The sequence below is a fragment of the Hydrogenophaga luteola genome (genome assembly GCF_042648585.1).
Taxonomy (GTDB): domain Bacteria; phylum Pseudomonadota; class Gammaproteobacteria; order Burkholderiales; family Burkholderiaceae_C; genus Hydrogenophaga; species Hydrogenophaga luteola.
The window spans coordinates 734,777-747,671 of sequence record NZ_JBHRXX010000001.1; the positions used below are offsets into that span (position 1 = coordinate 734,777).

General features: G+C 63.5%; 14 protein-coding genes. 12 read left to right on the forward strand and 2 right to left on the reverse strand.

The features are described 5' to 3' along the window. Nucleotides 1-51 precede the first annotated feature (51 nt). The gene (locus ACFOPI_RS03615; protein ID WP_382170875.1) at nucleotides 52-735 is read left to right on the forward strand and encodes a dienelactone hydrolase family protein; all 684 of its coding nucleotides are present in this window, start codon (nucleotides 52-54) and stop codon (nucleotides 733-735) included. A gap of 7 nt (nucleotides 736-742) precedes the next feature. Continuing rightward, nucleotides 743-1,732 carry an amidohydrolase gene (locus ACFOPI_RS03620; protein ID WP_382170878.1) on the forward strand — a complete coding sequence of 330 codons (990 nt, stop codon included), beginning with the start codon at nucleotides 743-745 and terminating at the stop codon, nucleotides 1,730-1,732. A 25-nt stretch (nucleotides 1,733-1,757) separates the two neighbouring features. On the opposite strand, the gene ACFOPI_RS03625 is transcribed toward ACFOPI_RS03620, so the two are convergent. Beyond that, the gene (locus ACFOPI_RS03625) at nucleotides 1,758-2,879 is read right to left on the reverse strand and encodes a magnesium transporter CorA family protein (RefSeq protein ID WP_382170880.1); all 1,122 of its coding nucleotides are present in this window, start codon (nucleotides 2,877-2,879) and stop codon (nucleotides 1,758-1,760) included. A 14-nt stretch (nucleotides 2,880-2,893) separates the two neighbouring features. Beyond that, nucleotides 2,894-3,895, reverse strand: coding sequence for a porphobilinogen synthase (gene hemB / locus ACFOPI_RS03630; RefSeq protein ID WP_382170883.1), 1,002 nt, complete (start codon nucleotides 3,893-3,895; stop codon nucleotides 2,894-2,896). 205 nt (nucleotides 3,896-4,100) lie between these two features. Between hemB and ACFOPI_RS03635 the strand changes: the two genes are divergently transcribed. The 10 genes from ACFOPI_RS03635 to ACFOPI_RS03680 form a co-directional block, all read left to right on the forward strand. Next, a complete protein-coding gene (locus ACFOPI_RS03635; protein ID WP_382170886.1) occupies nucleotides 4,101-5,231 on the forward strand; it encodes a hypothetical protein in 1,131 nt (376 codons plus the stop codon). A 252-nt stretch (nucleotides 5,232-5,483) separates the two neighbouring features. Further along, nucleotides 5,484-5,912, forward strand: coding sequence for a CopD family protein (locus ACFOPI_RS03640; RefSeq protein ID WP_382170887.1), 429 nt, complete (start codon nucleotides 5,484-5,486; stop codon nucleotides 5,910-5,912). A 14-nt stretch (nucleotides 5,913-5,926) separates the two neighbouring features. Next, on the forward strand, nucleotides 5,927-7,036 hold the full coding sequence (locus ACFOPI_RS03645; RefSeq protein WP_382170890.1) for a VanZ family protein: 1,110 nt from the start codon (nucleotides 5,927-5,929) through the stop codon (nucleotides 7,034-7,036). 9 nt (nucleotides 7,037-7,045) lie between these two features. Continuing rightward, nucleotides 7,046-7,387, forward strand: coding sequence for a (2Fe-2S) ferredoxin domain-containing protein (locus tag ACFOPI_RS03650; protein ID WP_382170893.1), 342 nt, complete (start codon nucleotides 7,046-7,048; stop codon nucleotides 7,385-7,387). A gap of 33 nt (nucleotides 7,388-7,420) precedes the next feature. Then, complete coding sequence (locus ACFOPI_RS03655) at nucleotides 7,421-8,044, forward strand: alpha/beta hydrolase (RefSeq protein ID WP_382170895.1); 624 nt, start codon at nucleotides 7,421-7,423, stop codon at nucleotides 8,042-8,044. A 44-nt stretch (nucleotides 8,045-8,088) separates the two neighbouring features. Then, complete coding sequence (locus tag ACFOPI_RS03660) at nucleotides 8,089-9,276, forward strand: D-alanyl-D-alanine carboxypeptidase family protein (protein ID WP_382170897.1); 1,188 nt, start codon at nucleotides 8,089-8,091, stop codon at nucleotides 9,274-9,276. A gap of 136 nt (nucleotides 9,277-9,412) precedes the next feature. Continuing rightward, on the forward strand, nucleotides 9,413-9,790 hold the full coding sequence (rpsL, locus tag ACFOPI_RS03665; protein WP_056266875.1) for a 30S ribosomal protein S12: 378 nt from the start codon (nucleotides 9,413-9,415) through the stop codon (nucleotides 9,788-9,790). Nucleotides 9,791-9,942: 152 nt separating this feature from the next. Further along, nucleotides 9,943-10,413 (forward strand): 30S ribosomal protein S7, encoded by a 471-nt coding sequence (gene rpsG, locus ACFOPI_RS03670; RefSeq protein WP_066160156.1) that lies wholly within the window; start codon nucleotides 9,943-9,945, stop codon nucleotides 10,411-10,413. A 99-nt stretch (nucleotides 10,414-10,512) separates the two neighbouring features. Next, nucleotides 10,513-12,615: an elongation factor G gene (gene fusA, locus ACFOPI_RS03675; RefSeq protein WP_382170902.1), complete on the forward strand. Its 2,103-nt coding sequence runs from the start codon at nucleotides 10,513-10,515 to the stop codon at nucleotides 12,613-12,615. A gap of 114 nt (nucleotides 12,616-12,729) precedes the next feature. Further along, nucleotides 12,730-12,895: GTP-binding protein (locus ACFOPI_RS03680; protein ID WP_295552859.1), on the forward strand; the 166-nt coding region annotated here is incomplete at its 3' end.

Below are 12,895 nucleotides of genomic sequence, written 5' to 3' on the forward strand. Positions count from 1 at the left end.
CCCCGCGCCAGCGTCGCGCACCGGACCTGCCACTCATCGTTCGGAGACTTCATGGGCAGCTTTGTTCAACTCACTTCCGCCGACGGATTCCATTGTCCCGCCTACGTCGCGCAGCCCGCGGGTCGACCCAGGGGCGGTCTGGTCGTCCTGCAGGAAATTTTCGGTGTCAACAGCCACATCCGGGCCGTGGCCGACGGCTACGCCGCTGAAGGCTATGTCGTGGTGGCGCCGTCCACCTTCCACCGGGTGCGACAAGGCGTGGAGCTGGGTTACGCCGAGGCCGACATGGGCGAGGGCATGGCGCTCAAGACCGCGGTCGAGGCCCTGCCGGCGCCGGGCGTGATGGCCGACATCCAGGCCGCCATCGATCACGCCGCACAGGGCGGCAAGGTCGGCATCGTGGGCTACTGCTGGGGCGGCCTGCTGACCTGGCGCTCGGCCTGCACGCTGAAGGGGCTGTCGGCGGCGGTGCCGTACTACGGCGGCGGCATGACCACCCCCGACGAGATGGCGCGCCAGGAGCAGGTGCCGACGCTGGCGCACTTTGCCGAACAGGACCGCTGGATTCCGCTGAACGGTGTCGAAGCGTTCCGCCAGGCGCACCCTAAGGTGACGGTGCACCTTTATCCGGCGCACCACGGCTTCAACTGCGACCAGCGCGGCGCCTGGGACGCGCCCTCGGCGGCGCTGGCCCGGGAACGCACGCTCGCCTTCTTTGCGCAGCACCTGGGCTGAGGCCGGCATGCGCAATCTGCTGCGACGGGGCCTGTTGTGGTTGGCCTGTGGCGCGGCGCCCGCGATGGCGCAGACCCCTTATGCGGGGCCGCTGTTCGACGCGCACCTGCACTACAACGACGAGGCCTGCGTGCATGATGTGCCCGACCCGGCCTGCCCGCACCCGCTGGCCGATGTGCTGGCCCGCATGCAGCGCAACGGCGTGCGTGCGGTGCTGGCCAACTCGCGGCCCAATGCCGGCACCCTGGCCCTGGCCGGCGCGCGCGAGGCCACGCATGCCGCGGGCGTGACCGTAGTGCCCTTTGTCCGGCTGTACAGGAACCGCGCCGACTACAGCGGCTGGTTCCGGGACGAGAGCATCGTCGAACTCGTGACCACCGAACTGGCACGCGGCACACCGGCCGGTCCCTACCGGGGCCTGGGCGAGTTCCACCTCTACGACAGCGCCAATGCCAACGGGCCGGTGGCGCGGCGGCTGATGGCCCTGGCCGAGGAGAAGCAGCTCGCGGTGCTTGCGCACGTCGATGACGTGGCGATCGATCTGCTGATGGCTCACACCGCGGGGAAGGGTAATCTGCCGCCGGACCGCCCCAAGGCAGATCAGCCCCCTGGGGGGGCAGCGACCCGCGAAGCGGCGGAGCGTGGAGGCTTTCGCTTGATCTGGGCGCACACAGGCATCGGTGGTGCCTCCGTCGAACGCGTCGACGCGCTCATGGCACGCTACCCCCTGCTGATGGGCGAGCTGTCCTACCGGCCGGGGCTGACCTGTGGCGACGGGCAACTGTGTCCCGAGTGGCACAGCCTGCTGCTGAAGTACCCCGAACGGTTCGTGATCGGATCGGACACCTGGGTCAACCAGCGCTGGCTCTATTACGACGAGCTGATGCAGTCTTACCGGCACTGGCTGGGCGGGCTGCCAGCCAGCGTGGCGCGTCGCATCGCCTGGGACAACGCGGCCACGCTGTTCGGCGTGGGGCAGGGCAACGGTCGGCCCTGAGTTGCTGACGAGCTGGACCGCGCGGTCAGCGCCCGCTGCGCGCCAGGTAGCGTTTGCGCCAGAACACCACGCTCAGGCCCACGGCGATGAAGACCATCGAGCCCATGGCCCACCAGAAACCGGCGTTGTCGTGCAGCAGTGGGATGAACTCGAAGTTCATCCCGAAGATGCCGGCGATCAGGTTCAGCGGCAGGAAGATGGCGGTCAGCGCGGTGAGCGTGCGCATGATGTCGTTGGTGCGGTTGCTCTGCGCCGAAAAGTGCATCTGCACCGCGGTCTCGGCGTTCTGCTCCAGCCGGCGCACGTGGTGGATCACGCGTTCGATGTGCTCAAGTACGTCGCGGCTGCGCACCTTGAGCAGCTCCAGGCCCTTGTGGCCACCGAAATGGTCGCTGTTTCCCTCGACCACCTCCCAGCCGGCGAGCGCCTCGATCCAGTCCTGGATCGCCGCGCGCTGGTCTTCGCAGATCTCGTCGAGCTGGTGCAGCGAGATGCGGGCGTCCAGCAGCGAACTCCAGTTGGTGAAGCGCGTGGACGGGTGCAGCAGCTCGGCCTGCCAGTGGTCCAGCTGTCGTGTCAGCTCGCGCCTCAGCTCCAGGTAGCCGTCGACCATCTGGTTGACGATGCGCAGCATCAGGTCGGCGGGGCCGGCTGGGAGGTTGACGCCTGCCGCCCGCGCGGCGCTCGTGCCCGCCGCCCGCAGGCGGGTGGCGTAGTGCTCCAGCACGGTGCAGCCGGCCGGATGAACGGTGAGCAGCACCCGGTCGAACACCGCGAAGCCCACCGGGCTGGTGTCGATGCGGCGCAGCACCGGCGGGCCACCGCGCCGGGTGGGCTGCGTGAGCACCTGGCCCGGGTGGGACAGGTCGGTTTCGCTGTGGCCGGCGGCCAGGCGCCGGAACACCAGGATGTCGTACTGCGAGGTGTAGTCGAAGTGCGAGGGCAGCTGGTTGTTCAGCAGGTCCGAGATGTGCAGGTCGACCAGCGACGTGCCGTGCAGCAGGTGCATCGTGGTCTGGATGCGGGCCTGCTCCAGTTCGAACTCGCGCCGACCGCAAGCGATCCACACAAAGCCTTCGGCCGGCGGCTGCGACGGCAGCGCATCGGTCTCGAGCACCGCGCCAGGCAGGATGTGGAAGACGCGCATCGGCAGGCCAGCGTTCAGCCGCGCAGCAGTCGCGCCGCGTCGCGGGCGAAGTAGGTCAGGATGCCGTCGCAGCCGGCGCGTTTGAACGCCATCAGGCTCTCCATCATTACCGCGTCATGGTCCAGCCAGCCGTTCTGCGCGGCCGCCTTGAGCATGGCGTATTCGCCACTGACCTGGTAAGCGAAGGTCGGCATGTGGAACTCGTCCTTCACCCGGCGCACGATGTCCAGGTAGGGCATGCCGGGCTTGACCATCACCATGTCGGAGCCCTCGGCGATGTCCAGCGCCACCTCGCGCAGGGCTTCGTCGCTGTTGCCCGGGTCCATCTGGTAGACCTTCTTGTCAGCCTTGCCCAGGTTGGCGGCCGAGCCCACCGCGTCGCGGAACGGGCCGTAGAAGGCGCTGGCGTACTTGGCGCTGTAGGCCATGATTCGGGTGTGCACATGGCCGGCGGCCTCCAACGCCTGGCGGATGGCGCCGATGCGCCCGTCCATCATGTCGCTGGGCGCGACCATGTCCACGCCCGCGGCGGCCTGGGTCAGCGCCTGTTGCACCAGGATTTTCACCGTCGGGTCGTTCAGGATGTAGTTGTGCTCGTCCAGCACGCCGTCCTGGCCGTGGCTGGTGTAGGGGTCCAGCGCCACATCGGTCATCACGCCCAGTCCGGGGAATTCCTTCTTGAGTGCCCGCACCACGCGCGGCACCAGGCCGTCGGGGTTGCTGGCTTCCTGTCCGTCGGGGGTCTTGAGGGACTGGTCGATCACCGGGAACAGTGCCATGTAGGGGATTCCAAGCTTCACGCAGTCCTCGGCCACCGGCAGCAGAAGGTCCAGGCTCAGGCGCTCGACGCCGGGCATGGACTTGACCACCTCGCGCCGGTCCGCGCCGTCCAGCACGAACACCGGGTAGATGAAGTCGGCGGGACTCAGCCGGTGCTCGCGCACCAGGTCGCGGGTGAAGGCATCGCGGCGCAGGCGGCGCGGGCGTGAGTGGGGATAGGGGGCGGGTGTGTGCATGGATCTATTGTGGCAAACCGGCCAACCGTGCAGTAATTTGCGATGGCACCCGCGCGTGGTGCCTGAGCGGTTGTTGCAAATCGTAAAAAAAGCACGATGATTAAGAACAGCGGAGCGACATGTTGAACTCCGTGTAATAAGAAAATACCGAAGCTTCTGCGCCCGTCAGGAACGCAGTAGGAATCTTTCACTCAAGAGCACTGTCATGCAGCCCACCAGATCCAGCCCACCCAATCAGACCGCCAACCCCAAGCCGGGCGCCCCGGCCGAGGCCGACGCATGGAAGCTGGAAGACCACTGGCAGGAGCTGGTGTCTGCGCTGGCCGACCAGTTCACCGAGGGCGTGAGCAACCTCCAGAACCAGATCGACCAGTTGCTGGCCAAAGGCCGCATCACCAAGATGGAACACCGGGCGCTGAACATCCCCGCCGAGCGCATCAAGCTGGCGGGCCTCAGCGCGCAGCAGATCCACCGCCTCTACGGCGGGCGCATTCGTCAGTCGCACGAGAAGGTGAACATGGCCGATCTGGTGGAGGGCGTGCTGCAGGAGCGCAAGCAGGAACTCGGCATCCTGGGCATCGCACTGCGCCGCAAGCTCAAGCCGGTCGAGGTGCTGATCGACCCGACGGTGGCGCATTCTTTCGTCAACGCGGTGCTCGACTGGGGCATTCCGTTCGGCAACCGGGTGGACGTGCGCATGGACCTCAATGCGTGGCCGCAGCACGCACGGCTGCAGATGCGCGTGGCCAACGACGGGGTGCCGCCTTCCAGCAGCACATCGTCCGACAGCCTCAGCTGGATGCTGATCCGCCAGATCGCAGCCGCCTCGGGCGGCATTGACCTTGAGCGCGACGTGACCGCCGAAGGTGTCAGCTTCACGGCCATGTTCAGCCGCACTGTGGTGCAGGCGGTCGATGGCATTTCGACTGTTGACCTGTCGGACGAACATTCGTCAATGTTCAAGTCGCTCTCGGGCACCTATGTGCTCACGATTTCCCCGAGCCTGCAGATTCGCGCCGATGTGCGGGATGCGCTGCGTGAAATCGGGATCACTTCTGACAGCGTGGTGGACTTCCACCAGGCGCGCGATGCCGTCAAGGCGCGCATGCCCAACCTGATCGTGGTCGATTCGGAGCTCAAGGATCAAGAGTTTGACCGCTTCCGCAACGAGCTGCTGCGCGAGGTGTTCGAGTTTCCGTTCGTGGAGATTTCACCAGACGACAGTTCGTTTGATATGTCGGGTTTTGGCGAATTTTCGATGGCCAAGGTCGGACGAGGGAACATCCGTGAGGCGCTGGGCACTGCCGTGATGTTCGAACTGGCCAAAATGATGTAATGCTTTTGGATCTGTTTGTTGGTCAATGTGCAAGCCCTGTCAAAGCTGACAGGGTCTCGCTTCACATCCGATGTGATTTGTTGTAACATCAGCCCCGAGCGCGTCCTCGGACCGCTCCCCGCTTTTCCTCCCTGAGCGGGTGCCTTAGTGTGTGACAGCAAAAAGGCTTCCTAACCCGGCCCTGTGGGCCGGGTTTTTTTTGTGCCGAGCGGTCGTGAAACCCTATGGGGGCAGCGCAGATAAACTGCCTGCATGCTCTGGGTCAAATCCTTCCACATCGTCTTCATCGCCAGCTGGTTCGCGGGCCTGTTCTACCTGCCGCGCATCTTTGTGAACCTGGCCATGGTTCCCCCCGAAAGCGTGGCTGAGCGTGAGCGGCTGATGCTGATGGCCGAAAAGCTGTTCCGTTTCACCACCATGCTGGCGGTTCCCGCACTGGCTCTGGGGCTGTGGCTCTGGCTGGGGTATGGGATCGGGCTGGGATCCGGCAACGGCTGGATGCACGCCAAACTTCTGCTGGTGCTTCTGATCCTCGGATATCACCATGCCTGTGGGCGGCTTCTGAAAACCTTCAGGACCAATGCCAATCGACGCCACCATGTCTGGTTCCGGTGGTTCAACGAGGCGCCAGTGATCCTGCTGGTGCTGGTGGTCGTTCTGGTGGTCGTCAAGCCATTCTGATCGCCGGGCACGCCGTGGCGAGCCGATCCTCTGCCATCCCGCTGTCGCTGCTGTTTGCGGCGCTAGTCGTCTATGCCAGTCTCTACCCTTTCGAGGGCTGGAGATGGTCTGGCGGACCAGTGTGGGCATTTTTGGATGCGCCCTTTCCTCGCTACTGGACGAAGTTCGATGTGCTGGCCAACCTCGTGGGCTATGTCCCTCTCGGGTTTCTGGCAGCGCTGGGACTGCTGCGGTCGGGGTGGGGGCGCTGGGCGTGGTGGGTTGCGGTGTTGTTGCCGGCCCTGCTGTCGCTGGCGCTGGAAACCTTGCAGAATTTTCTGCCTATGCGGGTGCCGTCCAATCTGGATCTCGGACTCAACATCGCAGGGGGTGTGCTGGGCGTCTTCTTGGCCTGGTTGTTCGAACGACTGGGTGTGGTGCGGCAATGGACGCAGTTCCGTCAGCACTGGTTTGCGCCTCATGCGCACGGATCGCTGGTGTTGCTGGCGCTCTGGCCGTTTGCCCTCTTGTATCCGGTGTCGGTGCCGTTCGGTCTGGGGCAGGTCTGGGGGCAGCTGGAAGAGGCGTTGTCCGGCCTTCTGGTGGACACACCCTTTCTGGCCTGGTTGCCGTTGCAGTCGGAGGCGGCAGCGCCTCTGAGCCCGCTCGCGCAGGCGTTGTGCGTGGCGCTGGGGCTGTTGGCGCCGCTGATGCTGGGGTATGCGGACGTACCTGCGCTCTGGCGCAGGCTGGTGCTCTTGGTTGCGCTGCTCTTGTCGGCCCTGGGGGCTGCCGGATTTTCGGCGACCATGACTTACGGGCCCGACCATGCCTGGGCCTGGGTGGACATGCCTGCGCTGCTGGGCATGGTCGTCGCGGCGGTGATGGCGCTGGCCACGTTGAGGCTGCCTCCGCGCGCGTGCCACGTGAGTCTGCTGCTGGTGCTGACGGTATCCCTGAGTCTCCTCAATCTTGCGCCAGTGAGTGCCTACTTTGATCAGTCGCTGAATGTCTGGGAGCAGGGGCGCTTCATCCGTTTTCACGGCCTGTCGCAGTGGCTGGGCTGGCTGTGGCCATTTGCTGCCCTGATGTATGCCGTGCGTGCAGTGACCCGACTCCCCGCCGGGAACCGGACCGACCACTAGAATCCCGCCATGCCAGAGAACCGATCTTCCTATTACGAGCGCCACATTTTTTTCTGCCTGAATCAGCGCGACAACGGTGAAAACTGCTGTGCGCAGCACAAGGCGCAGGCGGCCTTTGATCGGTGCAAGAGCCAGTCCAAGGCACTCGGCCTGCTGGGGCCCGGCAAGGTTCGGGTGAACAAGGCGGGCTGTCTGGATCGCTGTGCCGGTGGCCCCATTGCCGTCGTCTACCCCGAGGCTGTCTGGTACAGCTATGTGGACGAACAAGACATCGACGAAATCGTGCAGTCGCATCTCAGGGATGGGGTGGTGGTCGAGCGCTTGCGCACGCCACCGGACGTCGGTCGCTGAGATGTCCGCGTCTACGGTTGGTAGCACGACAACGTGAACGCACACACCGAATTTCTTTTTCAGACGGGGCCTTCCGGGCAACTGGAAGTGGCCATTGACCGGCCTGTCGGACCGTCTCGTGGGGTCGCGGTCATTGCGCACCCTCATCCATTGCATGGGGGCACCCTGACCAACAAGGTGGTGCAGACCCTGGCGCGCGCTTTTGTCCTCTGCGGCTGGACGGCCGTGCGCTTCAACTTCCGAGGTGTAGGCGCGAGCGAGGGCGTCTACGACGAAGGGCGTGGGGAGCTGCAGGATATGCTGGCGGTTGTTCGGTCGCAGGCGCCCGATGGTCCGCTGTGTCTGGCTGGCTTCTCGTTTGGCGGCTTCGTAGCAAGTCAGGCCATGGCCGCACTGCACGCCCAGCGGGACATCCAGAAGGTGGTGCTGGTCGGTCCTGCGGCCAGCCGGTTCGATGTCGCCGTCATTCCGGATGAACTTCGTCTGCGCACATTGGTCATCCATGGTGAGCACGACGACACCGTGCCGCTGCAGTCCGTGATGGATTGGGCGCGCCCGCAAGCCCTGCCTGTGCTGGTGGTGCCTGGCGGGGGGCACTTCTTTCACGGGCAACTGCCCTTGTTGCGGGAACTGGTGCAGCGGCATCTCGCCGCCTGAACGCGGGTCGCTTAGACCCTGGCCTTCTTTCTTTTTTCATTTTCATGCTGTTTGAACGAATCTTGCCCAAGGGTGGTCTGTTGGCCGCTTTCTTTCTCTGCTGGCACTTGGCTGCCTCGGCGACTGTTCCGCAGCCTCCAGAGGTGGCGGCGCGGGCATTCCTTCTTCTGGATGTGTCGTCCGGGCAGGTCCTCGCCGCCAAGGATCCGGACAAGCCTGTCGAGCCCGCTTCGCTGACCAAGTTGATGACGGCCTATCTCGTGTTCGATGCCCTCAAGTCAGGCAAGCTTGATCTCAAGCAGACGCTGTCGGTGAGCGAGCGGGCCTGGAAGATGCCGGGTTCCCGCATGTTCATCGACCCCAAGATGAAGGTGCAGGTGGAGGATCTCATCAAGGGCATGATCGTGCAGTCGGGCAACGACGCCACCATGGCTCTGGCCGAGGGGGTGGGCGGAAGCGCGGAGCAGTTTGTTGAAATGATGAACCGCCAGGCGAAGGCGCTGGGAATGAGCGCCAGCAGCTTCCGCAATCCGGAGGGCCTGACCGTTCCCGGGCACACCACCACGGCCCGGGATCTTGCGACGCTGGCGACCCGGTTGATGCGCGACTTCCCGGAATACGTTCCCTACTACGCCATTCAGCGTTACCGCTATCCGGGCACCCCGGCAGCCAACGACACCAACCGGAACCTCCTGCTGTTCCGCGATCCTACGGTGGATGGTCTGAAGACAGGACACACCGATGCTGCTGGCTACTGCCTCGTCGCAACAGCGCGTCGGCCCAGCGCGTTGCTGGGTACCGGTGCAGAGGGGCAGCGCAGGCTGCTGAGCGTCGTGCTGGGGGCCACGAGCGAAAACTCGCGTGCAGCGGAGAGCCAGAAGTTGCTGAACTGGGGGTTCACGGCCTATGAAGCGGTTCGGTTGAGTTCCGCGGGCGGTGCGGTGGTCACTCCCCGTGTCTGGAAGGGGCGTGCAGACCAGGCCAAGCTTGGGCGCCCCGAGGGTGTGGTGGTTTCCGTTCCGGCTGGAACCGGTGCAGGGCTCAAAACCGAGGTCACCCGCCCGGATCCGTTGGTGGCGCCTCTTCTCAAGGGGCAGCAGGTGGGGACGCTTCGTGTGCGCACCGCGGGCGGCGAGACGGTTGCTGAGGTTCCTTTGACGGTGCTGGAGTCCGTAGAAGAGAGTGGCATCTTCGGGCGGGCCTGGGATGCACTGCGGCTGTGGATCCAGTGAGTGCGTCGGTGCGTCGACGACAAACAGAAAGACGTATTTGGTCTTTCAATAGGCCCGTGATACAGTAGAGGGCTTTTCGGAATTTTCCGAAGGGTTTCGCTTTTTCGCTCAACAAACGTTTAGGGACGTTTCTTTCATGCCAACCATCAATCAACTCGTGCGCCACGGCCGGGAGGTCGAAAAGACCAAATCCAAGAGCCCGGCCATGGAAAACTCGCCGCAGCGTCGTGGCGTGTGCACCCGTGTGTACACCACGACCCCCAAGAAGCCCAACTCCGCTCTGCGCAAGGTTGCCAAGGTGCGCCTGACCAACGGTTTTGAGGTCATCTCCTACATCGGTGGTGAAGGCCACAACCTGCAGGAGCACAGCGTTGTGCTGGTCCGTGGCGGTCGTGTCAAGGACTTGCCCGGTGTGCGATACCACATCGTGCGCGGTTCGCTGGACCTGCAGGGCGTGAAAGACCGCAAGCAGTCGCGCTCCAAGTACGGTGCGAAGAAGCCCAAGGCCAAGTAATTTTGGTTTTTCGGTGTTTGGCCGGCCGGCAAGCCGTGCTGAACGTAGTGACCCCAAAGCGCCATGTCGGCGTCGGGTCGAGTAAGTGAGATCCTTGCTGGGTTCTCGCGGTGCCTGAAAAGGCGCCAACTGAAGCAAATTTGAGGTGAAACATGCCACGTCGTCGCGAAGTCCCTAAACGTGAAATCCTGCCGGATCCCAAGTTCGGCAATGTCGAGCTTTCCAAGTTCATGAACGTGATCATGGAAGGTGGTAAGAAGGCGGTTGCCGAGCGCATCATTTACGGTGCTCTGGAGCAGATCGAGAAGAAGACCGGCAAAGATCCGGTGGAAATCTTCTCGACCGCCATCAACAACGTCAAGCCCATGGTGGAAGTCAAGTCCCGCCGCGTGGGTGGTGCCAACTACCAGGTGCCCGTTGAAGTGCGTCCCGTCCGTCGTCTGGCGCTGTCGATGCGCTGGATCAAGGAGGCTGCCCGCAAGCGCAGCGAAAAGTCCATGGCTCAGCGCCTGGCCAACGAGCTGGTCGAGGCCACCGAAGGCCGTGGCGGCGCCATGAAGAAGCGTGACGAAGTGCACCGCATGGCCGAAGCCAACAAGGCGTTCAGCCACTTCCGCTTCTGATTCATGCGGGCGTCATGCCCGCTCGCTAGCCTGTTCAGAAGCGAGCCCGCGGGCCCCATAAGGGTCGCGGGCTTTGGTACTTAATTTTGGAGAATTTTCATGGCACGCAACACGCCCCTTGAGCGTTACCGCAACATCGGTATTTCGGCCCACATCGACGCCGGCAAGACCACCACGACCGAACGCATCCTGTATTACACCGGTGTGAACCACAAGATCGGTGAGGTGCACGACGGCGCCGCCACCATGGACTGGATGGAGCAGGAGCAGGAGCGTGGCATCACGATCACGTCTGCTGCCACCACCTGCTTCTGGCGTGGCATGGACAACTCCTTCCCCGAGCACCGCTTCAACATCATCGACACCCCCGGCCACGTGGACTTCACCATCGAGGTGGAGCGCTCCATGCGCGTGCTGGACGGTGCCTGCATGGTGTACTGCGCCGTGGGTGGCGTGCAACCTCAGTCGGAAACCGTCTGGCGCCAGGCCAACAAGTACAAGGTGCCCCGTCTGGCTTTTGTGAACAAGATGGACCGCACCGGTGCCAACTTCTTCAAGGTCCACGACCAGATGAAGCTGCGCCTGAAGGCCAACCCGGTGCCCATCGTGATCCCCATCGGCGCCGAAGAACACTTCACTGGTGTGGTTGACCTGCGCAAGATGAAGGCCATCATCTGGGACGAGGCTTCCCAGGGCATGAAGTTCACCTTCGAAGACATTCCCGCCAACCTCGTCGAGCAGGCCAAGGAATGGCGCGAGAAGATGGTGGAAGCCGCTGCCGAAGCCTCCGAAGAGCTGATGAACAAGTACCTCGAAGAGGGTGACCTGTCCGAAGCGGAAATCACCGCCGGTCTGCGTGCCCGCACGCTGGCTTGCGAAATCCAGCCCATGCTGTGCGGTACCGCCTTCAAGAACAAGGGTGTGCAGCGCATGCTGGACGCTGTGGTTGAGTTGCTGCCCTCTCCGGTGGACATTCCCCCGGTCGCCGGCACCAACGAAAGCGAAGAGCCTGCGACCCGCAAGGCGGACGATGAAGAGAAGCTTTCCGCTCTCGCGTTCAAGCTGATGACCGATCCGTTCGTGGGTCAGCTGACCTTCGTGCGTGTGTACTCGGGCGTGCTCAAGAAGGGTGACACCGTCTACAACGCGGTCAAGGGCAAGAAAGAGCGCATCGGCCGCATCGTGCAGATGCACGCCAACAACCGCCAGGAAGTGGAAGAAATTCGCGCCGGTGACATCGCCGCATGCGTGGGTCTGAAGGATGTGACCACAGGTGAAACCCTGTGCGACCCATCCGCCATCATCACCCTCGAGCGCATGGTGTTCCCTGAGCCCGTGATTGCCCAGGCTGTTGAGCCCAAGTCCAAGGCCGACCAGGAAAAGATGGGCATTGCCCTGAATCGCTTGGCCGCTGAAGACCCATCCTTCCGCGTTCGCACCGACGAAGAATCCGGCCAGACCATCATCGCCGGCATGGGCGAACTGCACCTGGAAATCATCGTTGACCGCATGAAGCGCGAATTCGGCGTGGAAGCCAACGTTGGTAAGCCGCAGGTGGCCTACCGCGAAACCATTCGCGGCACCGTGGAAGAAGCCGAAGGCAAGTTTGTGCGCCAGTCCGGTGGTAAGGGCCAGTACGGTCACGTTGTGCTCAAGATCGAGCCGCAGGAAGCTGGCAAAGGCTTCGAGTTCGTCGATGCCATCAAGGGTGGTGTGGTGCCGCGCGAATTCATCCCAGCAGTGGAGAAGGGCGTGAACGAAGCGCTGACCCAAGGCGTGCTGGCCGGTTACCCGGTGGTGGATGTCAAGGTCACGCTGCACTTCGGTTCGTACCATGATGTGGACTCAAACGAACTGGCGTTCAAGATGGCCGCCATCTTCGGCTTCAAGGAAGGTTGCAAGAAGGCCCAGCCGGTCATTCTGGAACCCATGATGGCCGTGGAAGTGGAGACGCCGGAAGACTACGCCGGTACGGTGATGGGCGACCTCTCCAGCCGTCGCGGCATGGTGCAAGGCATGGAAGATATGGTCGGTGGCGGCAAGGCCATCAAGGCCGAAGTCCCGCTGTCCGAAATGTTTGGCTACTCGACCGCCCTGCGTTCGGCCACACAAGGCCGCGCGACCTATACGATGGAATTCAAGCACTACTCGGAAGCCCCGCGCAACGTGCAGGAAGCCATCATCTCGGCCCGCGCCAAGTAATCAACAGGACTGTCTTCGGCGCCGCTGTGTGCGGTGGGTCTGTTGCCCGTGGCAGGCCCGTGCCGGAGACGTTAAACACTCACGGGTTTTGTTCTTTCAACAGAGGTATTTGCAATGGCAAAAGAGAAATTTGAGCGGACCAAGCCGCACGTGAACGTGGGCACGATTGGTCACGTGGACCACGGCAAGACGACGCTGACGGCTGCCATCACCACCGTGCTGGCTGCCAAGTTCGGTGGCGCCGCCAAGGCCTACGACCAGATCGACGCGGCTCCGGAAG